The sequence below is a fragment of the Leptolyngbya sp. DQ-M1 genome (assembly GCF_039962505.1).
Taxonomy (GTDB): domain Bacteria; phylum Cyanobacteriota; class Cyanobacteriia; order Leptolyngbyales; family Leptolyngbyaceae; genus Leptolyngbya.
The window spans coordinates 54,736-80,954 of the sequence record NZ_JAMPLJ010000001.1 but is presented as its reverse complement, the minus strand read 5'-3'; the positions used below and the strand labels follow the sequence as shown (position 1 = coordinate 80,954).

17 protein-coding genes are annotated in these 26,219 nt (G+C 49.9%); 8 read left to right on the top strand and 9 right to left on the bottom strand.

Features of this window, described 5'->3' with window-relative positions; all coding sequences use genetic code 11:
- The first annotated feature begins 17 nt into the window (after window positions 1-17).
- Complete coding sequence (gene gyrB, locus NC981_RS00365) at window positions 18-1,940, top strand: DNA topoisomerase (ATP-hydrolyzing) subunit B (RefSeq protein ID WP_190376241.1); 1,923 nt, start codon at window positions 18-20, stop codon at window positions 1,938-1,940.
- Between the two features lie 127 nt (window positions 1,941-2,067).
- On the opposite strand, the gene NC981_RS00360 is transcribed toward gyrB, so the two are convergent.
- The 3 genes from NC981_RS00360 to NC981_RS00350 form a co-directional block, all read right to left on the bottom strand.
- Complete coding sequence (locus tag NC981_RS00360; protein WP_190376242.1) at window positions 2,068-2,916, bottom strand: thermonuclease family protein; 849 nt, start codon at window positions 2,914-2,916, stop codon at window positions 2,068-2,070.
- Window positions 2,917-3,112: 196 nt separating this feature from the next.
- Window positions 3,113-4,226, bottom strand: a protein-coding gene (prfB, locus tag NC981_RS00355; RefSeq protein ID WP_348241060.1) for a peptide chain release factor 2 whose coding sequence is annotated in 2 segments (ribosomal slippage) — window positions 3,113-4,153 and window positions 4,155-4,226 — 1,113 coding nt in all. Because the reading frame shifts where the segments join, the coding sequence is not laid out codon by codon here.
- Window positions 4,227-4,237: 11 nt separating this feature from the next.
- Entirely contained in the window at window positions 4,238-8,455 is a 4,218-nt protein-coding gene (locus NC981_RS00350) for an ATP-binding protein (RefSeq protein ID WP_348241059.1), read from the bottom strand.
- Between the two features lie 397 nt (window positions 8,456-8,852).
- Between NC981_RS00350 and NC981_RS00345 the strand changes: the two genes are divergently transcribed.
- The 3 genes from NC981_RS00345 to NC981_RS00335 all read left to right on the top strand — a co-directional run bounded on the left by NC981_RS00345 (window position 8,853) and on the right by NC981_RS00335 (window position 11,786).
- Complete coding sequence (locus NC981_RS00345) at window positions 8,853-9,602, top strand: hypothetical protein (RefSeq protein WP_348241058.1); 750 nt, start codon at window positions 8,853-8,855, stop codon at window positions 9,600-9,602.
- An 85-nt stretch (window positions 9,603-9,687) separates the two neighbouring features.
- Complete coding sequence (locus tag NC981_RS00340) at window positions 9,688-11,337, top strand: SpoIIE family protein phosphatase (RefSeq protein WP_348241057.1); 1,650 nt, start codon at window positions 9,688-9,690, stop codon at window positions 11,335-11,337.
- Window positions 11,338-11,339: 2 nt separating this feature from the next.
- Entirely contained in the window at window positions 11,340-11,786 is a 447-nt protein-coding gene (locus tag NC981_RS00335) for an anti-sigma regulatory factor (RefSeq protein ID WP_190376247.1), read from the top strand.
- On the opposite strand, the gene NC981_RS00330 is transcribed toward NC981_RS00335, so the two are convergent.
- Entirely contained in the window at window positions 11,774-13,207 is a 1,434-nt protein-coding gene (locus NC981_RS00330; RefSeq protein WP_348241056.1) for an MFS transporter, read from the bottom strand. The two genes, NC981_RS00335 and NC981_RS00330, sit on opposite strands and share 13 nt — an antisense overlap.
- Window positions 13,208-13,387: 180 nt before the next feature.
- Between NC981_RS00330 and NC981_RS00325 the strand changes: the two genes are divergently transcribed.
- Window positions 13,388-14,788: an amidase gene (locus NC981_RS00325; protein WP_348241055.1), complete on the top strand. Its 1,401-nt coding sequence runs from the start codon at window positions 13,388-13,390 to the stop codon at window positions 14,786-14,788.
- A 134-nt stretch (window positions 14,789-14,922) separates the two neighbouring features.
- On the opposite strand, the gene NC981_RS00320 is transcribed toward NC981_RS00325, so the two are convergent.
- Together NC981_RS00320 and NC981_RS00315 are read right to left on the bottom strand one after the other, a co-directional pair.
- Window positions 14,923-15,624, bottom strand: a complete 702-nt coding sequence (locus tag NC981_RS00320; RefSeq protein ID WP_348241054.1) for a response regulator transcription factor — start codon at window positions 15,622-15,624, stop codon at window positions 14,923-14,925.
- Window positions 15,625-15,646: 22 nt separating this feature from the next.
- Window positions 15,647-16,792, bottom strand: a complete 1,146-nt coding sequence (locus NC981_RS00315) for a HAMP domain-containing sensor histidine kinase (RefSeq protein ID WP_348241053.1) — start codon at window positions 16,790-16,792, stop codon at window positions 15,647-15,649.
- 464 nt (window positions 16,793-17,256) lie between these two features.
- On the opposite strand from NC981_RS00315, the gene htpG reads away from it, so the two are divergent.
- Window positions 17,257-19,251, top strand: coding sequence for a molecular chaperone HtpG (gene htpG, locus NC981_RS00310; RefSeq protein ID WP_348241052.1), 1,995 nt, complete (start codon window positions 17,257-17,259; stop codon window positions 19,249-19,251).
- Between the two features lie 52 nt (window positions 19,252-19,303).
- On the opposite strand, the gene hisC is transcribed toward htpG, so the two are convergent.
- Both hisC and NC981_RS00300 read right to left on the bottom strand, forming a co-directional pair.
- Window positions 19,304-20,362 carry a histidinol-phosphate transaminase gene (gene hisC, locus NC981_RS00305; RefSeq protein ID WP_348241051.1) on the bottom strand — a complete coding sequence of 353 codons (1,059 nt, stop codon included), beginning with the start codon at window positions 20,360-20,362 and terminating at the stop codon, window positions 19,304-19,306.
- Between the two features lie 37 nt (window positions 20,363-20,399).
- On the bottom strand, window positions 20,400-20,906 hold the full coding sequence (locus NC981_RS00300; RefSeq protein ID WP_348241050.1) for a hypothetical protein: 507 nt from the start codon (window positions 20,904-20,906) through the stop codon (window positions 20,400-20,402).
- Between NC981_RS00300 and NC981_RS00295 the strand changes: the two genes are divergently transcribed.
- Window positions 20,905-22,827: a CHAT domain-containing protein gene (locus NC981_RS00295; protein ID WP_348241049.1), complete on the top strand. Its 1,923-nt coding sequence runs from the start codon at window positions 20,905-20,907 to the stop codon at window positions 22,825-22,827. The genes NC981_RS00300 and NC981_RS00295 overlap by 2 nt on opposite strands.
- Complete coding sequence (locus NC981_RS00290; RefSeq protein ID WP_348242010.1) at window positions 22,827-24,581, top strand: tetratricopeptide repeat protein; 1,755 nt, start codon at window positions 22,827-22,829, stop codon at window positions 24,579-24,581. Before NC981_RS00295 ends, NC981_RS00290 begins: the two co-directional genes overlap by 1 nt.
- A 362-nt stretch (window positions 24,582-24,943) precedes the next feature.
- Here NC981_RS00290 and NC981_RS00285 read toward each other — a convergent pair whose 3' ends face one another.
- Window positions 24,944-26,215 (bottom strand): tetratricopeptide repeat protein, encoded by a 1,272-nt coding sequence (locus tag NC981_RS00285; protein WP_348241048.1) that lies wholly within the window; start codon window positions 26,213-26,215, stop codon window positions 24,944-24,946.
- Window positions 26,216-26,219: the final 4 nt, after the last annotated feature.

The following is a 26,219-nucleotide window of genomic DNA, read 5'->3' as shown; positions in this document are numbered from 1 at the left end:
CCTAAAGAACGCTTCCTATGACGACAAACTACGATGCCCAACAGATCCAAGTCCTCGAAGGTCTTGAAGCCGTGCGGAAACGTCCCGGTATGTATATCGGCAGCACTGGCCCTCGTGGATTGCATCACCTTGTTTACGAGGTTGTTGACAACTCGGTCGATGAAGCACTCGCGGGCTATTGCAAAACGATCGACATCTCCATCAATGCCGATGGCTCCGTCAGCGTCACTGACGACGGACGCGGCATCCCAACTGGAATCGTTGCCAAAACTGGCAAGTCCGGTCTGGAAACTGTGCTGACAATTTTACACGCTGGCGGTAAGTTTGGCGGCGGCGGCTACAAGGTTTCTGGCGGTCTACATGGGGTCGGCGTTTCTGTCGTGAACGCGCTTTCAGAATGGGTCGAAGTCACCGTCTGGCGCGATAAGAAAGTTCACCTCCAGCGATTCGAGCGGGGTGCCGCAGTTGGTGAGATGAAGGTGGAACCATATCCCCAATCCCGAACAGGAACATCCGTGACATTTTTGCCGGATGCCACAATCTTTACTGAGACAACGAAGTTTGATTACACCACGCTTTCTGGACGCTTGCGAGAATTGGCGTACTTGAATGGCGGAGTCAAGATTACATTTAGCGATCGTCGTCCCGATTCCGAACGTGAAGAAACTTACTTCTACGAAGGTGGGATTCGGGAATACGTGAGCTACATGAACCGCGAGAAGCAACCGCTTCATGAAGAAGTGATCTTCGTTCAAGGTGAACGCAGCAACATTCAAGTTGAAGTAGCACTGCAATGGTGTGTAGATGCTTATACCGATAACATTATCGGATTTGCAAACAATATCCGCACCGTGGACGGTGGAACGCACCTAGAGGGATTAAAAGCAGTTCTAACGCGAACGCTAAATTCGATCGCCCGCAAACGCAACAAGATCAAAGAAAACGAATCCAACCTTGCAGGCGAGAACATCCGAGAAGGCTTAACGGCTGTGATTTCGGTAAAAGTTCCCGACCCAGAATTCGAGGGACAAACTAAGACAAAGTTAGGCAATACTGAAGTTCGCGGAATTGTCGATTCTCTGGTCGGTGAGGTGCTAACCGAGTATCTCGAATTTCGTCCGGGTGTGTGCGATGCCATCATCGAAAAAGCGGTGCAGGCGTTCAAAGCGGCAGAAGCGGCGCGTCATGCACGAGAAATGGTACGCCGTAAGTCGGTACTAGAGTCTTCTACGCTGCCCGGAAAGCTAGCAGATTGTGCCACACGCGATCCGAGTGAGTCAGAAATCTACATCGTAGAAGGGGATTCTGCGGGTGGAAGCGCCAAGCAAGGACGCGATCGACGGTTCCAAGCAATCTTGCCTTTACGCGGTAAGATTCTCAACATCGAGAAAACCGACGATGCCAAGATCTACAAGAATACTGAGATTCAAGCCCTGATCACCGCATTAGGTTTGGGAATCAAAGGCGAGGAATTTGATGTCTCGCAGTTGCGTTATCACCGCATCATCATCATGACTGACGCGGACGTGGACGGAGCGCACATTAGAACTTTGTTGCTGACTTTCTTCTATCGTTATCAGCGCATGATGGTGGATCAAGGTTATGTCTACATCGCTTGTCCTCCGTTGTACAAAGTCGAGCGCGGACGCAATCATTACTACTGCTATAGTGAGCGCGATCTACAAGAACGCTTGTCGAGCTTCCCTGACAATGCCAGCTATCACATTCAGCGCTTCAAAGGGTTGGGTGAAATGATGCCGCAACAGCTTTGGGATACCACGATGAATCCCGAAACTCGCACACTAAAGCGCGTTGAAATCGAAGATGCCGCCGAAGCCGATCGCATCTTTACGGTGCTGATGGGCGATCGTGTGGCTCCTCGTCGTGAGTTCATCGAAACCTACGGATCGAAGATGAATCTAACCGACCTCGATATCTAAACTCGATATCTAAAAAAACAGCAGACAGCAACTATCCTTACTGGCATCGGTTGCTGTCTGCTGTTTTGCGGTAGTGCGCGTTATCCAGAAGCCTTCAAGCTAGTACCTAGAATTAATCCGACGGAAGTCATGCAAAGGGAGAAGACATCGCAACGCTCGTAGCCAAGCGTTCTAAGCGAACATCTGACTCAAACACCATCTCTTCGGGTTTGTAGCGCATTGTGATCTTGTTGCCGCTTACTTTTAATACAGTCGAAAACTTGACCGATCGCTGATCAGGAATGGTAAAAAGCCGATCTTTTCCTCTCGATAACTCTCGCATAAACACATCAAGTCCTTTTTCGCGATTAGATGGACGTCGATAAAACGACTGCAACCGCCGCCACAGTTTAGGAAAGATCGGAGGCAATTCTGCAAGGTTAGGTGGAACATCAACTTGAAATCCCTCGGTTGAGCGATCGGCAGACCAAAGTCCTCGCTTTGCGGCTCGTGCCTTCTGAGTTGCAGCTACCATCTCATCGCGCAACTCCTTATAAAGCGTGTCATAAAACATCGGGTAGACATGACCCTCTTGGAGCAATCGATAATTGACACTTTGACGCAGCAAGTCCGCGTCAAGTTCATTCCCTCTGCCGTCGTTGTCCCAATCTGGCGGATCGCCCGTAAAGACAAAACAAACAGGTCGTCCATTGCCATCCGCATTTCTAGATAGAATATATCCGGGCAATCCAGATTTATCGCCGCCGAGTAACTTGATATTCTGTTTCGTTGCGTCTGAAGAGAAGGGTCGAATCGCCGCTTTTTCGAGGGCATCAATTGCCTCGTATCGAAGCTGAACTTGCCCACCACCCTTAAATTCGACTCTCCCCTCTAGCTTGTCAAACAATGTATCGTCCTCTGCCTGAAACCGAACCGAGTCGCCATCAGGCTCGCCACTGGTCGGATCAAACGTTCCTCTAATTAATACAAATGGCATAATCTTGACCTCATTGTTGAAGGTTCGATCGTTCAAGAAGGGCTACAATCAGAGCGCATCTGATTTCGTGTAAAAAGCTTGAATGAATTGCACATCAAAGCAGTCACTTCTCAAGGCATCGATCCTAACAAGATACAGGCAGTCTGCTAGATGCGATCGTCGTCTGCCTAACAGTGAATCGCATCTAGCAGAGCAACTACGCCTCGACTAATTGATTCTCCTGCCGTAAACAAGCTTCAATGAATGGATCAATTTCTCCGTTCATCACATCTTGTACCGCAGTTGTTTCTACATTGGTTCGCAGATCTTTCACCATCTGATACGGATGGAACACATAGTTGCGAATCTGCATTCCCCAAGCTGCCTCGACCATATCGCCCCTGATTTCAGCAATTTCTTTGGCGCGTTGTTCCTCGGCAATAATTAACAACTTGGCTTTAAGAATAGCCAGGGCTTTTTCTTTGTTTTGAAGCTGCGATCGCTCCTCAGTACAGCGCACCGCTAAACCCGTCGGTTTATGCACAATTCGCACCGCCGTTTCCACTTTGTTGACGTTTTGCCCCCCTTTACCGCCGGCGCGAGACGTAGTGATTTCCAAGTCTTTCTCCGGAATGTCCAGTTGCACCGACAAATCAATCATCGGCATCACTTCCACTCCAGCAAAGCTGGTTTGCCGTTTATCGTTCGCGTTAAACGGGGAAATTCTGACTAAGCGATGAGTGCCTTTCTCCATCTTGAGATAGCCGTAAGCATATCGCCCATCAATTTCAAGCGTCGCAGATTTGATTCCAGCTTCGTCGCCTTCGGACATTTCCATCAGGTGAACTTTGTAGCCATGCGCTTCGCCCCAGCGGGTATACATTCGCAGCAGCATTTCTGCCCAATCCTGAGCATCCGTTCCACCTGCACCTGCATTGATCGTTAGAACTGCACCCTTGGTATCGTAAGTTCCAGACAGCATCTGCTGGAGTTCCCACTGATCTAGATCGCGCTTTAGCTGATCGGTCTTGGCTTCGGCTTCTTCGAGCAGAGATTGATCAGATTCGAGTTCGAGAAGTTCGATCGTCGCTGCGGCATCTTCAAGATCTGATTTCCAGCGATCGAACTGTTCGAGGTGCGATTTGTATTCGTTTAATTCTTGTAGCGTGCTTTGGGCATTGGTTTGGTCGTCCCAAAAATCAGGTTGAGACGCGACTTGTTCTAGGTCTTGAATTTTGGCGGTCAGGGCAGGAACGTCAAAGATAGTCCTGGGTTTTACCCAGGCGCGACGTGAGCAATTCGACATCCCGTTTGAGCGAGGCAGTATCCATACCGTTTGACACTAAGACAGCATACTCGATTGTAGCGATTGGGGTGCAGATTCGACCGTCTTTCTTAGCAGCGTAGACGCGATCGCTAACAATTGCTCTGGCTCGATCGGTTTCGCTAAATGTGCCTGAAAGCCTGCATTGATCGCGTGTTTCTGATCGGTTTCACCCGCATAAGCCGTCAGCGCGATCGCCGGAAGTCTCATCGAGTGCGATCGCACTCGTCTGAGCAATTCATATCCGTCTAGCTCTGGCATTCCAATATCGCTCACCAGGAGATCAATTTTCAGGCTGCTCAATTTTTGCAGCGCTTCGGTCGCAGAAGTGGCAACGAAAACCGAGGCTCCTGCTGTTTCTAGCACGAAGGCGGCTAAGGCGTTGGAATCGCGATCGTCATCCACAACCAGAATGCGATAACCTTGCAGCGATTGCCCGATCGGATCTAGGGATGGCTCTGCGGAATTGACCACGCGATTGACGACAGGCAATTTCGCCGTAAAGGTTGCGCCTTGTCCTTCCCCTGCACTGTAAGCACTCACGCTTCCACCATGTAGTTCAGTCAAATACCGCACGATCGCTAAGCCTAATCCCAATCCCCCAAACGATCGAGTCGAGGAGCCATCTTCCTGACGGAAATAGTCAAACACATACGGCAGAAACCTCGACTGAATGCCTTTTCCAGTGTCGCGCACTTGAATCTGAGCAAAGCCTTCTGACTCGGTGAGCGAGACAACGATCAAACCTTCTGCCGGAGTAAACTTTACGGCATTTGAAAGCAGATTCCAGACAATTTGCTGAAGTCGTCTAGCATCGCCGATCACAGGTTTTGCCGCATCAATCCGAGTTTCAATCCTCAAAGATTTTGCATCGGCTGCCAGTTGAACCGTTTCGATCGCAGCAGAAATTATCTCGCTTAGATCGACGGGTTCTTGCGCTAGATGCAGTTTTCCTTGCAAAATGCGCGACACATCGAGCAGATCACCGATTAATTGGGTTTGCAGTTTGGCGTTACGTTCGATCGTTTCGAGCGCCTTTTGCGTTTGTGTTGGGTTACATTTACCCGATCGCAGCAAACTTACCCAGCCCAAAATCGGATTCAGGGGCGTTCGCAGTTCGTGAGATAACACCGCCAGAAATTCATCTTTGAGGCGATTCGCGCGGTCTGCTTCTTGGCGGGCAAGCTGTTCTTTCAGCAAAATTCGATCGCGCTCTTGTTCGAGCCGGACGCGATTGGAAATATCCATCACCATGCCGCTCACTCTGGTCAATCTCCCGGACGCATCACCCTGAACCGTGCCTCGGTCTTCGACCCAAAGAATCCCTTGATTATCCGGACGAATTAACCGAAAGCGTGACACATAGTTTCCGCCATCCTGAGTGACAGCCGCTTTGAGAGCTGCAAGATGCCTGGGCAGATCTCCGGGATGAATCAGCGATCGCACCATTTGGCTTGTAGAAATCAAATGCTCAGGCGCAATGCCTAAAATCTCAGTGGCATTGTTCGATTGCACCACTTCATCGGTTTGAGCATCCCAAGACCACGCCACCATGCGACCCGCTGAAAGTGCACCTTTCAAGCGTTCTTCGCTTTGTCTCAGGGCAATCTCCGTTTGCTTTTGCTCAGTAATGTCTGAGATGAACGCCGAAATGCCTGCGGGGGTTGGATAAACCCGATGTTGGAACCAGCGATTCCAAGCCGGGTAGAAAAACTCAAATTCTGCGACCTCCTGATCTCGCATCGCTTGGCGGTAGCAATGATACAGTTCACTCCCCACCAGATCCGGAAACATCTCCCAAATACAGCGACCGAGAAAGGCATCTTGGGTCAAGCCAGTGAGATCCAGTGAGGCTTGGTTGTTGTACACATAGCGCCAGTCTTGATCGAGAACAATAAACTCATCTCGAATGCTTTGCAGAATGGTTTCAACTTGAGCCTGTGCAACTTCGGCTTGCGATCGTAGCAATCGTTCGCGATCGGTCGTTTCCTGCCGTAAGCGCGACAGCCTCAGCGCTGATTCAACTCGCGCCATCAGTTCCCGCGCCGAAAAGGGTTTAACTAAATAATCATCGGCTCCGGCTCCCAAGCCTTCGACGCGAGCTTCTTCACCTGCCCGTGCCGACAGCAGAATGATTGGAATATCCTGCGTTTCCGGTTGCGATCGCAGTTCTTGCAGCAGTTCAAACCCATCCAAGTTCGGCATCATCACATCACTCAGAATCAGATCAGGCGCAGAGCGGCGAATCCGATTGAGCGCGTCTCTGCCATCGATCGCAGTTTCAACCGAATAAAACTGAGTCAGTAAGCCTTTTAGATAATCTCTGAGATCAGCATTGTCATCCACAACGAGAATGCGAACGGAACAACTCGAAGCCTCAGATTCAGAAATCGCAAAGCCATCATCTTCAATCTCGGTTTCGATAGTCCAGCGCAATGCTTCCTGCACAAACGCATCGACTCGAATAGGGGTGGATTGGGGAGGTTGATCTTCAACTTGTTCTTTGGGTAAATGAGCATAACCCAATGGGATCTCCACCGTAAAGGTTGTCCCGATCTCCACTTGACTCGCTACCGAGATCGTCCCTCCATGCTGATCGACTAACTCTTTCACTAGCGCCAGTCCAATTCCTGAACCTTCATAACTGCGCGATCGCGTTTCACTCAGCCGATGAAACCGCTCAAACAATCGCGGTAAGGCTTCTTGAGGAATTCCTACACCCGTATCCCGAACGCTAAATTCAACAGAGTCACCCACGCGACGCAACAATACTTCAATTTCACCCTCAAACGTAAACTTAAACGCATTGGAGATCAGATTGAGAACAATCTTCTCCCACATTTCCCGATCAACATACACCCGATCCTCACCTTCGCAGTTGATGGTAAACCGCAGTCCGCCGCGCTCGATCGTGGTGCGAAACACACTCGCTAATTCTGCAGTAAATGTGGAGAGTTCGATCGGTCGATACACCGCTTGCACTCGTCCTGCCTCAATGCGTGAGAAGTCAAGCAGTGTATTCACCAGTTTCAATAGTCTTAAGCCATTTCGATGCACCGTTTCTAATTGCGATCGATGTTCCCCTGAACTGGTGGTCAACACTTCCTCAAGCGGGTTCAACATCAAGGTCAAGGGGGTGCGAAACTCATGAGACACATTGCTGAAAAACTCAGTTTTGGCGCGATCGAGTTCGGCTAACGCTTCGGCTCGTTTTCGCTCCAATTCATACGAATCGGCATTGGCGATCGCGGTTTCGATATGCCCCGCTGCCATGCGGAAGAAATTACGGTAATCGTTATCGCATCGCCGCCCCGGATTAATTCCAACCACCAATAGTCCGCTGAGAACTTTTTGCCCCGATGCCCACAGCGGTAAAACGATCGCCTGCTGAAGCGGAGTGGCTAACACTCCCACCGGAATCGCTTCAAATTGTTCCGCTAAATTCTCAATCCATTGCGGCTGACGCTGATTGATTACCGTGTCTAGCTGCCAGAACGAATCAGACTGAGCATCGATCGGCAGCGGAGGGGCTGTTTCTGTCTGCGCTTGTAGCACGGCACCCCCAGCCTCGATCGTGTAAATCGCAGCAAAGGGAATGTCCGCTAGATTATTTCCCAAAGTGTCGATTGTCGCTTGGCAAGCTTGAGCGATCGTTCTTGCTTTTCCTGCTTGTGCTGCTAAATCTCGCAGTGTTGCCAGTCGGCGTTCCCCGATTACGCGCTCAGTCGTCTCTGCAACCGCCGTAAACACGCCTTCGACCGCGCCTGCTTCAGACAAAATCGGGCTGTAAGAGTAGGTATAGTAAGCTTCTTCTAGATAGTCGGAGCGCAAAATTGGGATGAGCAAATCATCTGCCCAGGTTGCAATTCCCGTCTCTAATACGCTGTATAACTGCGGCCCAACAATATGCCAATTCTCAGAAAAAATGTCTTCTCCTGGACTCCCCAACGCTTTCGGGTGTCGATTTCCCAGCACTGCTCGCCAAGCATCGTTGTAGAGCAAAATTAATTCTGTGCCCCACCAAATCACCATCGGGAAGCGGGAGTTTAAACAAATACTCACCGCTGTCCGTAGATTTGACGACCACTGCTCGATCTCACCTAATGGGGTTTCTGCCCAGTTGTGCGATCGCATCAACTGCGCCATCTGGGTTTTTCCCGGAAAAATTCGAGCAGACAACTCAGAGCAAGATTCGGGGATCATCGTCGCTTTAACCTCTGTCCGCCTAGATCTCATGCTGACGATCCTCAGACGAATGATCGGCGGCGCGAATGTACCGGACTCTGATTATTATCCAAACAACGGTAGATCCCCCAAATCCGTCATAAGAGCGATTCTGAATTGAAAATAAAATTCGTAGAAAATACTTCTTGCCTGCTCTCCCGATTACAGAGTTTTTGGCTTAATCCCTCACACTGCAAATTTTTGCGATCGTCGCTCCGAAGTCATCCCCCGATCCCGTGTATTACCTCTGATAGCGCGATCGCCTGATTGCCGGTTTAATCAGGTTTCGGTGGAGCTAAATTCTAGCCCTGTCACGATCCCACTCTAGAAACCACAGAGATAGGATCAGGGATAGCTTGGAACCCTTCGAGTATGCGCTTCCGTCATGAATAAAAAACTCTATTCTCTTATGCGCTCTCCCCTAAAGCTGATCTCCTCGATCGCCCTAATTAGCGCCCTGTCGTTGATGACTAGCATCCCCCTGCTACAAGCCTCTGCCGCCCCCATACGCGCCACCACTGAACTGCTTGATTATGCCTACCCCAAGTCGCTGAATTGGCGAGTCCGGCGCGACCTCGCTCGACGCATCGGCATTCCAGCCAAAGATCTGCGCGTTACCGAAGCCCAGCGCCAAACCTGGAAAGATGGCTGTCTCGAACTGTCTGCCCCCGATGAGTTTTGTACTCAGCAATTAGTCGAAGGGTGGCGGATTGTGGTCGCGCATAGACAGCAACAATGGGTGTACCACACGGATGCTCAAGGACAATCGCTACGGCTAGAGTCGGGCGATCGTCCCCTGCCGCGCAACGTCATTTTTCGATCGCAGTCTTCCGGGGGATTTGCCGGACAGAATTATGAAACCGTGCTGTTCACAGATGGTAGGATGCAGCAGAAGATCACCTTCGTAGGGGGTAAAAATGCCCCTGTTCGTACTTGGCGCGTTTCGCCTGAGAAAGTCCAGCAGTTTCGTCAACTCCTAGAGCGCGAACAGTTTCAAAGCTTTAATCACAAAACCTATCCTGCCACCGCCGGAGCGGCTGACTTTTTTGTGGTGCGACTGAGTAGCCCGATGGGAACCGTCGAATACGCCGATGTCGCGCAAGACAAGCTACCGCGATCGCTCAAAACCATCATTCAAGCCTGGAATTTATTACGGTAGAAGGATAGATTGAGCTTTTGTTAGTTTTCCTGGGGCTTCCGGGTACGTTTCCTAAAGACTTTTACACGGGATTCCGAGGAGTTGCATGAGGCGGGAATTGAACCCCAAGCTCAAGCTGTTAATCGTCGACGATGAGCCAGATAATCTCGACTTGCTTTACCGTACCTTCCGACGGAATTTCGAGGTGATTCGGGCAAAAAGCGCGATCGAGGCGCTTAAAGTTCTAGACCAGCAGGGCGAAGTCGCGATTATTATCTCAGATCAGCGAATGCCCGAAATGCTGGGGACTGAATTTCTCAGCCGTACCGCCGATCGCTTCCCCGATACGATCCGGATTGTACTGACAGGATATACCGATGTAGAGGATCTCGTTGATGCCATTAATTCGGGCAAAGTGTTCAAGTACATCACCAAGCCCTGGAAGCCTCAGCAACTTCAAGTCGTCGTCGAGCAAGCCGCAGAAACCTACCGTGTTCTCAAGCAGCGCACTGCCGATCTGCGCCGCGCGCTCCGTCGAGAATCTTCGTTTAATGCCATCACTACCGCCATCCGCGAATCCCTTGACTATCAAAACATGCTGCAAACGATCGTCGAAACGATCGGAATCACATTTGAAGCAACCTGCTGTATTTTGCATCCGGTTGAAGGCGATGGCTTTCGATCGCACTCGGCAATGTACTGCACTGAGTATGTTGCCTATGACACCTGCCAGGACGATCGCGGCTCCAAACTGGTGCAAGAGGTCTTTCGCGATCGAGCTGTACGGCTCGAAGACGAGAACTCGCCCCATCTCGTCTTACCGCTGGCTTATCAGCAGGAACTACTAGCGATTTTGTCGCTGCACCGAGCGATCGCAAAACCGATGTGGTCGAGCGAAGACATCGAACTGATTCAAGTCGTGGCAGAGCAAGCTGCCCTAGCGATTTCCCAAGCGCGGCTCTATCGCCGCACCCAACAGCAAGCTGAGCAAATTCGCGCCGAGTTAGCCGTTGCCCGTCAGATTCAAACGAACCTACTCCGGCAGACCTTACCAAGCTCAGACAAGCTAAAAGTGCAAGCCTGTTGCCACCCTGCCCGCGAGGTAGGAGGCGACTTTTTCGAGGTCTATCAGCATCCCCAAGGCGACCTGTGGTTAGCCGTGGGCGATGTTTCTGGCAAAGGCGTTCCTGCTGCTCTATTTATGGCAAGCGCCATTTCAGTGCTGCGGCGAGAACTGTCTCAGGAACCCCCTCCTGATCCTGATCAAGTGATGCGAAATCTGAATAGTATTCTTTCAGAAGATTTAATGGGAACAAATTGTTTTATCACAATGGTTTTAGCCAGATACACGCCTGATACTCATCAGCTTGTCTACGCCAATGCGGGACATATCTATCCCGTGGTTTGGTCAAAGCAGACGATCGCATCCAATTGCGACCCAACTTATCTCAAAGTGCGAGGTGTCCCTCTGGGAATTTTGCCAGACTGGAAAGCCGCCGCAGGACAGTTAACGCTAACGAGTGGCGAAGTGCTGTTGCTTACCAGTGACGGCATTACCGAAGCCACAATCCGATCGGACGATCCATCGAACCCCTCGATCGCGTCAGCCGGTGCAATGCTGTGCCAAACCGGACTTTGGAAGTTACTCCAACAAGCCGGAGAGCGCCTGGATCTCAAGCAGCTTCTAGCCCAAGTTCAAGCTCACAACTCAATTCAAGAAGACGACCAAACGATTCTCTCCCTGGAGGTTTTGTGACCATGCGAACTGAGCTTCATGTTCCAAGCGACTTAAAGTTTTTAGGGGTGGTTGAGCGGTGGCTGCTCGATACCTTGGAAGCTGAGATTGGCAATCAGGTAGATTGGTCGCGCCAGTCGAGTCGGCTTCGGTTGGCGCTCGTTGAAGCCTACTCGAACGTTGTGAGACACGCACACCACAACCGACCTGATCTGCCTGTGATTTTGCGTTTGGAGTTGAAGGGGCGGGATTTGGCGATCGAGATTTGGGATCACGGACAGGGGTATGACCTCTCGACTTATCTTGCACCCTCGCCCGAAGCGATGCAGGAGCATGGCTATGGCTGGTTGATTCTAAATCGGCTGATGGATCGAGTGGAATATCAGCTACAGGTGAATGGTCGCAACTGTTTGAGGCTGCAAGCAAATTTGATGGAAGACCATTCGACCCAGCACTCTCATTGTTCTTGAGGCAGTTGTAGGTCGATTTCTCCTTTGGTCGTAAACAGCGATTTCAGCACTTGGCGTACCGATTGGCTCCCCGCTTCATGCACCCAAATCAGCGGAATCAGTGCCGCAAACCTAACAACCGTAGATAACGCAAACAGTCCAGGCAGCCCCCCATACTGTACCAACTGAGCCAGAAATCCGCCTGCGGTCGTTCCCAAGGCACCACTCACTCCGGCGATCGCGGCTGCGAGGGCAAAATAAGTCGATTGATTCCGAACCGGGGTAATGCTCAGTTGAATATTGTTGTTGCAGAGGTCGATCGCTGCCCAAGTGCCCCCGCCGAGGATGTGCAGCAGCGGCAGCCACACCCAGAGTGATAACGCATCGGTTCCCGTCCCCAGCCAGAAGATCGGGGTCAACGCTACCAAAACACCAACGGTCAGCAGCAAAAATCGATTTCCCACACGATCGGCAAGTTTACCCCAGACGATCAGCATTAATAAGTTTGCTGCTGAAGAAAGACTGCTATAGATCGTCACCCAACTGACATCTAGCCCCAAGTTATCAAGCAGGTACAGGTTGAAAAACGGCGCACTCAGATTGACCGCAAACATCCAGGCGCTGAAGTAAATTAGGAATCGCACGAAGTTGGAATCTTGCAGCACAGACGCGATCGGCGTTTCTGCGGACGCAGGTAAGGCTTTCTGCTGCTCTTGTGGATTCACGTCTTTCATAAACCACTGAAATCCGAGACTGATTAATCCCGCCACGATCCCAATTAGCAGAACGATGCCATAACCAACGATCGAACCTGCGCCAAACCGTGACACCACAAACCCTGCTAGCGGTACACAGAGCAAGCAGGTTAAATTCGCAGCACTATTCCGAATGCTGAAATACCGTCCGCGCAGCTTTTTCGGCACTAACGCCGCCAGCCAAGACACCCAAGCAGCACCGCCCAGCGCTCCCAGAAAATGCGTAACCGTGAGAATTGCAAGCGTCCACAACACCATTGCATCCTCAGTAATTTTGCCCCAGTGGAAGGCGGCGATCGCGACAAGTAACAGCAGCCAAATCAGGCGCGATGGTGTATAGATGGCGAGACAGTAATGGTGGCGGCTGCGAGCGCGATCGCCTAGAATTGCCCCGATCGGCTGAATCAAGTTCGCCATCATTGGAATCGAGGCTGAGAGTCCAATTTCAACCGGACTGGCGTGAAGTTCCACCAGAAAGTTACTTAACAGAACGCCGCCTGCAATGTTGGAAAAAATGGTCGCAAACACGCCATCGATCGTCGAAGCGCGGAGGCTCGTTCGGATTTCGGCTTTGGAGAACTTCGATTCGGGCTGAGCCGCAAGCGAAAACACAGGCTCACTGCCTGTAATTGGCTCAAGGGATTCGATAATGTGGGTAGGAGAAGGTGTAATTGGCGCTAAATCCACTGCTGACCTCGTACAATCCATAACCTGCGTCGGGACATACAAAACCTATCTCGACTATGATGTCACCTAATGTCTGATTGATCGTTCGAGAAAAATCGGGGGCGATCGTGTCAGAACATAACTTTCGTATAAGTATTTGTTACATCATCTAAAAAATACTCTGCCTCTAGGGACACATTTATGAATCCTGTAGATTTAGCTTTTACATCAGCGCTCGAACAAGCGCGTCTGATTCGGACAAAAGAGATCTCTCCAGTTGAACTCACGCAGCTTTACCTCGATCGCATCGCACAGCTTGATCCCCAGTTGGGCAGCTTCTACACCGTGACCGCAGAAGGCGCGATCGCCGATGCTCGCTCCAAAGCTGAGCGCCTGTCAGAGTCAGAGTTACCGCCTTTTTTCGGAGTGCCGATCGGCATTAAGGATCTCAATCCAGTCGAGGGAGTTCCGTGTTCGTATGGCTTGAAAGTTGCGCGGAACCAGATTGCAATGCAGGACGATCTCGTCGTCACCAGGCTCAAACAAGCAGGATTCATCATTCTAGGGAAGACTGCAACTTCTCAGCTTGCTTCCTTTCCTTACACTGAAGCGCCCGGATTTCCCCCCGCTCGCAATCCTTGGAATTTGGAGTATACGCCGGGTGGCTCAAGCGGTGGGTCGTCTGCGGCAGTTGCGGCGGGGCTTTGTGCGATCGCTCAGGGCAGCGATGGGGGTGGCTCAGTGCGAGGCCCGGCGGCATGCTGTGGATTAGTTGGACTCAAACCTTCACGGGGTCGAATTTCGATGGCTCCGATCGGTGAGGCGCTCGGTGGATTTGCGGTGAATGGAGCTTTAGCGCACACGGTTGCAGATGTGGCAGCATTTTTGGATGTGACAGCCGGGTATGTCACAGGTGATCCGTATTGGCTGCCTGATCCTGAGACTTCTTTTCTGGAGGCGACCCAGCGGCAACTTGAGCCGTTACGAATTGGATTAGTCACTGAGATTGAGCCAATCGGTAAGGCTGATTCAACTTGTGTGCAAGCGGTCGAAAAAATCGCGCATCTGCTTGAAGCAATGGGGCATACGATCGAGCCTCTAACTCTCGATTTTAGCGAAATGATTGAGCCGTTTACGCTGATTTGGCGGACTCAGACGGATGTTGGAGTTCCGCCATTTCTATTAGAGAAGGTCAATCGCTGGCTGTGGTGGCGGGCGAAGTTCACGTCTGCGGGACGGTATGCGAAATCGCGCCAACAGCTTCAAATTTTTGCTCGTAAAGTGGTGGAATTGTGCGATCGCTTTGATGTACTACTGACTCCAACTTATATGTACCCGACCATCCGAGTCGGAGAATGGGCAAAGTTGAGTCCGGCAAGCACAATCGATCAAATCATCCGGTGGATTGCGCCTTGTCCCGCGTTTAACGTCACAGGTCAACCGGGCATTAGTATTCCGGCTGGATTTGATGCAAATGGAGTGCCGATCGGGGTTCAGCTTGTGGGACGACCCGCAGATGAGGCGACGATTTTAGCCTTAGCTGCACAAATCGAGCAGGTACAGCCTTGGATCGGAATTCGACCTGCAATGGCGCAAACGTAATACCAATTTGATTCGTGATTGTTTTGATTCGTGATTGCTACATGTTATTGATCATCGCGTCTCCACCATTCACGAATGGAACGAATCGGTGATCTGCCCCTTTGTTTTTTAAATTCTTTAAGTTGGTATCATTCTCAACCCCTAACTAACCCCATTTTCAAAGCGCGAATAATTGCCTGGGTGCGGCTCGTTACCTCCAATTTATGGAAAATCGCCGTTAAATGCGCCTTCACGGTTGCGATCGAAATGTATAGTTGAGATGCAATTTCATCATTAGAAGCCCCCTGCACTAACCAATACAGCACCTCTTGTTCGCGATCGGTTAAATGCAATTTTGCTTTGTTCTCTAGTGCTTTCCCGTTGTAAAACCAGAACATCTGAAAAAACCGAGTCGCCAACGCCGGAGAAAGATAAATCTGATCGTTCAAGACAGTTGTAATTGCACTAAACAATTCCGTTGCCAGTCCATCTTTAACCACATAGCCATTTGCGCCTGCTTGCATTGCTCGAAACACCCATTCCTCTTCCTGGTGTCCCGAAACGACTAGGATCTTCGATCGGTATTCTAGCTTCGAGAGTTCCGTCAGCGTCGAAATTCCATTGCCCTGTGCTAATTCCATGTCGAGAAGAATCAAGCTTGGGCGCTGCTCGGCTGCAAGTTGTACCGCCTGCTCCGAGGAGGTCGCTTCAGCCACGACCGTAAATGTGCGGCCACCTTCAGGTGTGCCAGAGGCAGCGCAATGGCTGCTGTAAAACTGAAGCAGCGTTTGCAGCCCTTGACGGAATTTAGAGTCGTCGTCAACCAGTAACACAGGAACTTGAGCAGAAGAAAGCATGATGAACTCAAAAAATCAAATTCTAAAGGGCTGGGACGATCGAGAGCTTGGGTTGCTGGCGGGGTAAGGTCAACGAAAATTTCGCGCCTCCGGTCGGTAAGTTACTGACCCAGATGCGCCCTTGATGCGCCTGAATGATTTTTTGAGCGATCGAGAGTCCTAGTCCAGTTCCTTCGGGGCGACGAGAATAAAACGGCATAAAGACTTGCTCTAAGTCAGCTTCAGAAAGTCCTGCACCTTGGTCTGACACCTCAATCAGAATCTCCTGCTGCACGATCTGCCAGGTGCAGTAAATTGTGCTGCGATCGGGACTGAAGTAGATAGCGTTTGTGATCAGGTTATCGAACACTTGTTTAAGCTGCCACGCGTCTACATCGAGCAGCATTGGAGAGCGGGAATAGTGAACTGTAATTTGTTTTTCCGTTAACCAAGGCTGGAGCTGATTGATACTCCGGGTCAGAATTTGGCTTAAGTCGTGCGGCTCGATTCGTAGAGGTTTTTGCTGAGCCGATAGCTGCTTTAAGTGGCGATGAATGTCTTGAATCGAAGATTGAATTGACTCAAGATACGATCGCGCCTGCTGCTCCGGGACAGTCGATAACAGCATCTCCGTGTAGATTTGGATCAGTGCGATCGGGCTTTTAACCTGATGTTCGATTTGATAATTGTTGTGTTCAATTTGCTGTTGAGTTTGGCGTTGTCTATGCAATTCTCTTACGGTTGAAAGATGATGATTTAGAAGCGTTGCTGTGTTCTCAATAAACCGCTTTTGATCGGTTGTAAGCAGCTTTGTGGTTGCAATCAGAAGATATTCTGGTTTAGTTTGGCTCAGAGAACAGACATAAAATCGTCCCGGTGATTTGACCCGCACTTTTTTGAGACAGCCGATCGGGTTTTTTGTCCACCAAGCCTCTGAAGCCAGATAAGTCCGTGATTCAGCATCTAAAATCGACCAGCGCTCCCGCCCAAACACAAAAGATTGGCGCTTTGATTGATCCGGAGATTGGTAAACGAGGCGGATTCCAGCATCCGGCAGTTGTGAAAGCACTTGTCCGACTTGGAGCCGACAGAATACCTGGAGTGGAGAATCAGCAGAAATAGGTTCGATCGTCTGTGCGGAGGACATCGCGATCGCACGAGTAGAAACAGGGGGAACAACAGCTCGCATAACACTACACACACCAAAGGACCAGGAAAACACAAGCAAAAACGCGCCTGTTCAGGAAAGAAAACTGAATCAGTTGCAGCTTAAGCACATTGATAAAAAACCATACTTTCAGCCAATCTGATCACCGGAAATTCCTTAAACTTCCCTAAAATCTCCTGTACTATCTCAGTAGTTTCTCGGAGGGAGGGTGTGAGTTCCCACTCTATTTTGCAAAGACTAAATTTTGTCAGCGCATTTTCCTGGGGCTTCTGCCGTTTTCTATAGCGCTTCCGTTTAAGTTTCAACCGATGCCGTGTTTCAACTCCGACTAACGGCTAAGGCAAATTCTGTGGGACGATCGACTCGAAGTAGGGAAACCCGCACTCGCTGAGCGGCAAGCCTCACTGAACAAAATAGAGACGCAAAGCGCGATCGTCGCGCACAATAAAGAGCATTCCATCTTCTAAGAACACTGGACGAGGCTTATGACGACGATCTTAGAGCAGGGAAATATTTCAATTCATACTGAGAATATTTTCCCGATCATCAAAAAGTGGCTGTACTCGGATCACGAGATTTTCTTACGTGAATTAGTTTCTAACGCAGTGGATGCGCTTCAGAAGCTCAGCATGGTGTCTCGCTCTGGTGAGTTTTCTGGGGAGTTGGGCGAGTCGGAGATTGTAATTACGATCGACAAGCCCAACAAAGCGCTGTCGATTTCAGATACTGGGATCGGGATGACTGCGGATGAGGTGAAGAAGTACATCAACCAAGTTGCGTTCTCCAGCGCAGAAGAGTTTGTCGAGAAGTACAAAGCCAGCAGTGATCAGCAAATTATCGGTCACTTTGGTCTCGGCTTTTATTCGTCGTTCATGGTGGCGCAACAGGTTGAAATCGATACGCTGTCGTACAAAGAAGGAGCGCAGGCGGTTCATTGGAAATGTGATGGTTCCACTGAATTTAGTCTTTCAGATTCACAGCGGACAGCGCGAGGTACAACAGTTAAGCTAACGCTACAGGATGAGGAATTAGAATACCTGGAGCCGCATCGGATTCGCCAGTTAGTGAAGACCTACTGCGATTTTCTACCGTTTCCGATTAAGTTAGAAGTTCTGGCAGCCGAAGGTCAAGAAATGACCGCACCAGAGCAAATCAACCGTCAGAAAGCACCCTGGAAGGAATCCCCCAGCAATCTAACGAAAGAGGACTATTTAGAGTTTTACCGCTATCTCTATCCGTTCCAAGAAGATCCACTGCTTTGGGTACATCTCAATACGGATTATCCGTTTGTGGTGAATGGCATTCTCTACTTCCCCAAGCTCAAGCCGGATGTCGATGTGACCAAAGGGCAGATTAAACTGTTCTGCAATCAAGTGTTTGTCAGCGACAACTGTGAGGAAGTCGTTCCTCGATTTTTGCTGCCGTTGCAAGGGGTGATTGATAGTGTTGACATTCCGCTGAATGTGTCTCGTAGCTTTTTGCAGAACGATCGCACGGTTCGCCGCATTGCAGATTACATTGCCAAGAAAGTGGGCGATCGGCTGAAGGAACTGTACCGGGACGATCGAGAAGCTTACATTCGTAGTTGGCAAGATTTAGGTACGTTTGTTAAGTTCGGCTCTCTCAACGATGACAAGTTCAAAAAGCAAGTTGAGGACATTCTGATCTATCGCACAACATTCAGCGGTGATGATCAACCGAAAGTTGAAGTGCAAACGCAGGAAGGCGATGTTTGGCAAGAGACTGCATCTAGCAACGCGGTAGACGGAAAAACCTACACGACATTGAAGGAGTATCTGGAGCGCAACAAAGAGCGGCATGAGAATCGAGTGTTCTACTGTACTGATGAAGTGACACAAGCAACATATGTTCAGTTGCACACTAGTCAGGGCTTAGAAGTGCTGTTCATGGATTCATTCATCGATAGTCACTTTGTCAGCTTCTTAGAACGGGAATACTCGCACATCAAGTTCTCGCGGGTTGATGCGGAACTCGATGAGACGCTGATTGACAAAGACAAGTCCGAGATTGTTGATCCGAACACGAATCAGACGCGCAGTGAACAGATTAAAACGCTGTTCCAGACCGCATTAGGCAAGCCGAAGCTAACGATTCGCACGGAAGCACTCAAAGGAGATGCAGCCGCTCCTCCTGCAATGGTTCTGTTACCAGAGCATCTACGTCGAATGCAGGAAATGAGCGCATTGTTGCAGCAACAAGCGATCGAGTTCCCCGAAGAACATATTCTGCTGGTGAACACTTCGCACCCAATGATTCAGAATTTGATCGGTCTGAGCCAAGGTGCGATTGTTACGGGGTCTTCGAGTTCTCCATCGGCTGAGCTTGCGAATATGATTTGTCATCATGTGTATGACTTAGCATTGATGGCACAAAAGGGCTTTAATGCTGATGGAATGAAAGCGTTTGTTGAGCGATCGAATCAAGTGCTGACGAAGTTAACCGATCGTGCTCTAAGTTAGTGACTGTTCGTTAAACAAAATCCACTGAGCATTACCCTCAGTGGATTTTTTGTTAGGAGACGTAGCTACGATCGCTGATCAATGTCTCGATTAATGCTTGATTTTGTTCATCAGTCCCAACTGTGATTCTAAGTTTGTCATCGAGTCCGGGTTGTTTGAAGTACCGAACTAAGATTCCACGTTCTTTTAGAGCGAGATAAATCTGTTCTGCATTGTTCTGCGGTTGAGTTAGAAGAAAGTTAGTTTGAGAGTCCCAGACCTTCCAGCCAAGTTGCTTAAGGTCGATCGCTAACTTTGCTCTAGATTGTTTTACCTTCTCAGCACATTCATTTTTATAGTTCTGATCGCGCATGGCAGCAGTTCCCACTAAAGTTGCGATCGCATCAATGTTGTAGCTATCTTTGATCTTGAACAATCCGCTTAATAGATGAGGTTGTGCGATCGCAAATCCAAGTCGCAATCCTGCAAGAGAATATCCTTTCGAGAGCGTACGCAGAATCAATACATTCTCAAACTCACGCACTAACGGTAAAGCGGTTTCTTCAGCGAAATCAACATACGCTTCATCAACCACTAAGACACCTGTTAATTGTGCGGCAAGCTGTCTTAGATCGGATAGTGCAACACTATGACCTGAAGGACTGTTCGGTGATGCAATGAAGGTAATTGCACCTTGAGCCGCGATGAGTTCATCTATCGGGAATTCGTAGCGATCGCCATACGAAATTTCAACGCGATCGGCAACCTGCATCTCAACCAAAGTCCGATACAGAACATAAGTTGGCATTGGATAAACTACTTTGCGTCCAGGTTCCGCACAAGCCCGCACAATCACATTCAAAAGATCATCACTCCCGTTGCCAACCATGATCCAATCTTTCGGAATGCCTAATGCTTCGCTGGTCGCTTGTCTAAAATCGTTAGCATACGGGTCTGGATAGCGTCTGAGCCATTCGGGATCGAGAGAGCGCAGAACCGCGATCGCAGCCGGTGACGGCGGATAAGGATTCTCATTTGTATTGAGCTTGATGATTGGAGTTCCCGGTTTAGGTTGCTCACCTGGAACATATCCGGTCATGGCATCAACGCTAGCTCGAAAGAAAGAAGGCATAATGATTTGCGCGATCGACAGTTCTCAGCTTAGCGGTTTAAGTCGCTGGAGCAGACCATTCGCAGAAGACATCAATGCCAATGTGGAGAATGTAGAGCGCGATCGCGGTTGCAATGGCGGAATCGATCGGCAGGGGAACACCGGAAAGATTGACCAGTGCAGTAATGACTCCAGTAATTAGCGTGGCATTGCCCGGATTCTTTTTAGCATCTTGAATCAAACTGCGGAGGCTGCCTTCTTCGCCGCAGACTTCTTGCTGAACTCGTTTGAGAAAGATTTGCCAGAGGGAGCGCTTCTCATCGGTGAAGGAGCGGGGTTCACCGTAGCGATCGACATAAATTTGAGCAAATGTCGCTTCAAAGTCTTGGGTCTGTTCTAAGAGTTGCAAGACTTCGCGATCGGCAGCCGGAGATTGACGGAATTGGTTGATTTCTTCGGGAGTGGGGAAGGTTGTCATAAAAGGTTTTTCTAAACTGCGGTTTGCCTCCGGAGATCGTAAATTAGGAGTGTAGCCAGATACAAGCCTCTCCTCAGTTTTTGTCATGATGCAGACGATCGAGATTCGGCAGACACAGGGATTTGATGCGATCGTGTCGATTGCGGGTTCGGAGTTTGAGATTACGGTGAGTGATCCGTTTGGTGAACAAGACGAGAAGCTGTTGGAATGGTACTTTGAGCAGTGGATTCAGTGCCCGTTTACCGATGGGACGATCGCGAAACGAGCGGCGGAGAGTGTGCGATCGTATGGCGAGAATTTGTTTCGGCAGGTGTTCGGCGATCCGGATGCTTATGCGGCTTACAAGAGCTTGAAGCTGAGCGAGTTAGAGATTGTCATTCGAGGAGAGCCGGAGTTTCAAAGATTGCATTGGGAAGCGATGCGCGATCCGAAATCGGCGCGTCCGTTGGCGATCGATTGTGTGATGGTGCGGCAAAAACGGGTGCGGGGTCGAGCCAGTACAAGACAGATTGAGCCTTCAACGGTGCTGAATCTGCTGATTGTGACCGCGCGACCGAATGAAGAGAGAGATGTCGGCTATCGCACGATTTCGCGTCCGATGGTCGAGGCGATTCAGGATGGGCGGCTGCCTGTGAATGTGGAGATTGTGCGACCGGGAACTTATAAGGCGTTTCTCGATCATTTGGAGGCAAAGCCGGAAGGGTTTTATCATGTCGTGCATTTTGATTTGCATGGCGGATTGATGGACTATGAGCAGTTTCAGAAGTATGTGCCAACGGGGGAAGGGTATTTGTTTGGGCGGGGCGCTCGCTTGGAACAGTTGCCCAAATACGCTGGCGTGAAGGCGTTTCTATTCTTTGAGAAAGACGAAGCAGGGCAAGCGGAACCCGTGACGGCAGACGAAATTGCAGGGCAGTTGCAGGATCGCGGCATTCCGGTTTGTATTTTGAATGCGTGTCAGTCTGGGAAACAGGTGCAACCCTCACCCCCAGCCCCTCTCGCGGAAGGAGAGGGGAGCAAGACGATCGATGAGCGCGAAACCAGTTTGGGGGCGCGGTTGATGGATGCGGGAATCCAAATGGTGGTTGCAATGGGGTATAGCGTGACGGTCGATGCGGCAAAAGCGCTGATGCAGCAGGTGTATCGGGAGTTGTTTACAGGAAAGACGTTACCCCAAGCGTTGCGGTTGGGTCGGCGGGAATTGTTCGATCGCAAAACGCGAACGGTGTATTTCAATCAGCGGGTGGATTTGGAAGATTGGTTGTTGCCGGTGGTGTATGGCAATCAGGCGATCGATTTTCGACTGCGGGAGATGTCTTTTGCGGAAGCGGATGAGTATTACGCAAGTCAGGCAACTCAGCATCGGTTTACAGGGACGACTTACAGGTTTGTGGGTCGGGATTTGAATATTTTGAAGCTGGAGAAGGCACTGCTGCGGCATGGGGTGGTGCTGGTGCAGGGCATGGGCGGCACGGGGAAAACAACGCTGCTGCGGTATTTGCAGGAGTGGTGGGTGCAGACGAATTTTGTCGATCGCGTCTTCTACTTTGGCTATGACAAGCAGGCTTGGACGCTGGAGCAGATGTGTTTTGCGATCGCTGAGCAGATTTTCCCGGATGTGGAGCGGCGGCAGTTTCAGGCGATGCGGATCGAGGCGCGGGTTGGGCGACTGGTGCAAGAGTTTCGCAGTCGGCGGTTTGGGCTGATGTTGGATAATTTGGAGTCGGTGACGGGGCAGGCGTTGGCGATTCAGAATACGTTACCAGTCGAGGAACAGGGGCGGATTCAGGATTTTCTGGAGCGGATTGCGGGTGGAAGGTCGATCGTGCTTTTAGGGTGCGGGGTCGGGAAGAGTGGTTGCGATCGACGTATCAAGAGAATCGCTATGAGTTGCGCGGGTTGGATCTTGAAGCGCGATCGCAGTTGGCGAAGCAGGTTTTGGAGCGGCACGTTTCGGAGTGCAGGAAGCGCGAAGCGATTTTGGCGGATCGGGAGTTTGAGCGGTTGATGCGGATGTTGGCGGGGTATCCGTTGGCGATCGAGGTAGTGTTGGCGAATTTGGCGCGGCAGAGTGTGGCGCAGGTGTTGGCGGGGTTGGATATTGGGGATGGGGGACTCGATCGTGCTGGGGGGAAGACGGAGAGTATTTTGAAGTGTGTGGAGTATTCGCATAGCAACTTGTCGGAGGAGGCGCAAAAGTTGTTGCTGTGTTTGGCTCCGTTTAGTGGGTTTGTTCGTCGCGATATTTTGGGGCTTTACGCTCAGGAATTGCAAAATCTTGAACCGTTTCGGGATTATGCGTTTGAGCAGTTTGATGCGGCGGTACAGGAGGCGATTAACTGGGGATTGTTGGCTCCGATGTTCGAGAGGATGCCACATTTGCTTTCGATTCAGCCTATATTTCCCTACTTTCTGAAGATGAAGTTAACCGATCAGCATGAGACAACTCGTGAGGCATTTCGAGAGGGATTCAGAAATCACTATTTAGGACTGGCGAACTCCTACCACCAGTTAATGAAGTCTCAAGATGCACAGCAGCAGCAGATAGGGCTTTTCTTCTGCAAATTGGAGTATGAGAACCTGTATAACGCCCTGCGGATTTGTTTAGAAAGGCAAGAGAGCATCTCCATTTTTGGTTGCTTAGATAAGTATTTTGAATCAGTTCATAACACCCAAAGCGCTCTACTTCTAGCGAAAGAAGTTTGTCAAGCAGTAGAGGAATACCCAGAAGCATGGAAAATAGACAGGAACAATGACCAGTACGTAGTCGCTCTGAATCTTCTTGCATACTGTTATCTACAGACTAAACAGTATACTGAGGCTCAGCAAATGTACAAAAAAGAGATAGAAGTTCGAGAAGTGATAGGTGATCGCCATTCCCAAGCAATTACCTATCATCAGTTAGGCAGGGTTGCTGAAGAACTGCACGAGTTTGAACAAGCTCGTAATTATTATCAACAAGCACTTCAAATCAAAATTGAATTCAATGATCGCTATTCCCAAGCCAGCACTTATCATCAGTTAGGCATCTTTTCCCAAAAACTTCGAGAGTTCAAACAAGCCCGTATTTACTATCAACAAGCACTTCAAATTTATGAGGAGTTTAATAATCGCTACTCCCAAGCCAGCACCTATCACCAGTTAGGTATCGTTGCCCAGGAATTGCGCCAGTATGAGGAAGCCCACGCTAACTATCAACAAGCCCTGCAAATCAGAATTGAATTCAACGATCGCTATTCTCAAGCCAGCACCTACCAAAACCTAGGCAGGCTTGCTGAAGAACTTCGAGAGTTTGAACAAGCCCGTACTTATTATCAACAAGCACTTCAAATCAAAATTGAATTCAATGATCGCTATTCCCAAGGCAGCACTTATCACAGCCTAGGCATCATTGCTTATATGATGCGCGAGTATGAGCAAGCCCGCTCTGACTATCAACAAGCACTCCGAATCTATGCCGAATTCAATGATGGTTATGAGCAAGCAGGAACCTATCACAGCTTAGGGACTGTTGCCCAAGAACTACATGAGTATGAACAAGCCCGCTCTGACTATCAACAAGCGCTCCAAATTTATGAGGAGTTTAATGCTCGTTATGAGCAAGCCAGTACCCATCACAACTTAGGACTGTTAGCAGAGGCGGAGGGAAATGCTGTAGAGGCAAGAGCAAATTACCAGCAAGCGCTAGAGAGATACGTCGAGTTTGGCGATGACTATTGGGGGAATATCGTTCGTGAAGCAATCGATCGATTATCAGATTGAATGCGATCAGAGGGTTGAGAACTGCGATTGCCCCCTACTCATGAGCAGCAATTTGTGAAATCAAACTGACCAGTCTTCAGCTTGTAGTTCAGTGATTCGTCCAAAATCTAAGAGATTGCGAGTTAGAACGATCGCCTTCTGACTAATTGCGATCGCTGCAATCATTGTTGCTGAATGTCCCTCATCCAAAATCCCGCTCTTTGGGGAGCGGGACTTTGAATCTAACTCCCTTCCCCCACAGGAGAAGGGTTAGAGATGAGGGCGGTTCGGGATATCAGGTCAAACATTGCCGGATTAATCGCTTTTAACCTGCTCGCTTGCGCTTTGCGTCGCGAACCCCCTAACTCAGAGCAAAAGGGAATTTACAACCCCTGTAAGCTAGTGGATTCCATCTGCTGTAGGATAGCGTCAAGATTTGCTACTGCATCAAGCTCGCCGCGAGTGCGTGCGAGATCCCGTGCTTGGCGAATATAATCTCTGCTTTCTACCTTCCGTCCTTGCTGGTATAGCACAATACCCATGTTGAAGTATGCTTCGGGAGCGTCCGGCATAACACGAATCACTTCAGCAAATGCAGCCTTTGCCCCATCCAGATCACCCTGTTCAGTCAGGAATACGCCGCGATCGAACTCATTTTGAATTGCCACAATATCGTTCGCATCACTGATTGCTCCAAACCCTGAGGTCGTGCTCTGATGCATCTGATCAATTGACTCTATACCCGTTTGGTCAGGTGCAAGGGTAGAACCGATGTTTGTTGACGTTCCCGCTGTCATTGTGGGGTAGGTGTCTTCAATAATTCCCGCCTGACCATAGGGTTGGTCGAGCATCACATCCTGTCCCATGTTTGAAGTTGTGCCAATATCGCTGGTTGAGCCAGCAGTATCTTGAGTTGCCCGTTGAACAGAATCTGCCACATTAGAAGCCGATGACTGAACACTCTCAGACACGCCTTCCATTGCCTGTGTCATTTTGGGTTGAGCATCTTGCGCTGCACTCTTAACCGATTGAGCCGATGACTGAACACTCTCAGACACGCTTTCCATTGCCTGTGTTACTTTGGGTTGAGCATCTTGCGCTGCACCCTTAACCGATTGAGCGACTCCTTGCACTGAATCTGCAACACTGGCAGCAGATGATTGAATGCTCTCAGCCGTTCTGTGAACAGCCTGCTTAACCTCAGGTCGAGCATCTTCGATCGTCCCTCGGACTGAATCAACTGTTTCAATTACTGAAGGGCGGCTCTCATCGATCGTTTCTGTCACTGCATGAATCGTTTCGGTTACAGCAGGACGAGCCTCATCAATTGTTTCTCGAACTGAGTCGATCACGCCTACAACCGAAGGCTGTGCTGCTTCAATGTTTTGTTTCACTGCATCGACCGTTCCAATCACAGAGGGTTTGATATCCTCAACCGTCTGTCTGACTTCATTGACCACTCCATCGATCGCGGCGTCAACACCTGTTGCTGCTTCCCGTCCAACATTAGCACCCGCAACACCACCAACCACTGCACCAACAGCAGCTCCTAAGCGTCCGCCAACTAAGCGACCAATGATGGCTCCAGCTAACCCTCCACTTACAGTTCCAAGACCCGTTGCCACTGTTTGAACTGGGTCTCGTGCTTGTGGCACCTCA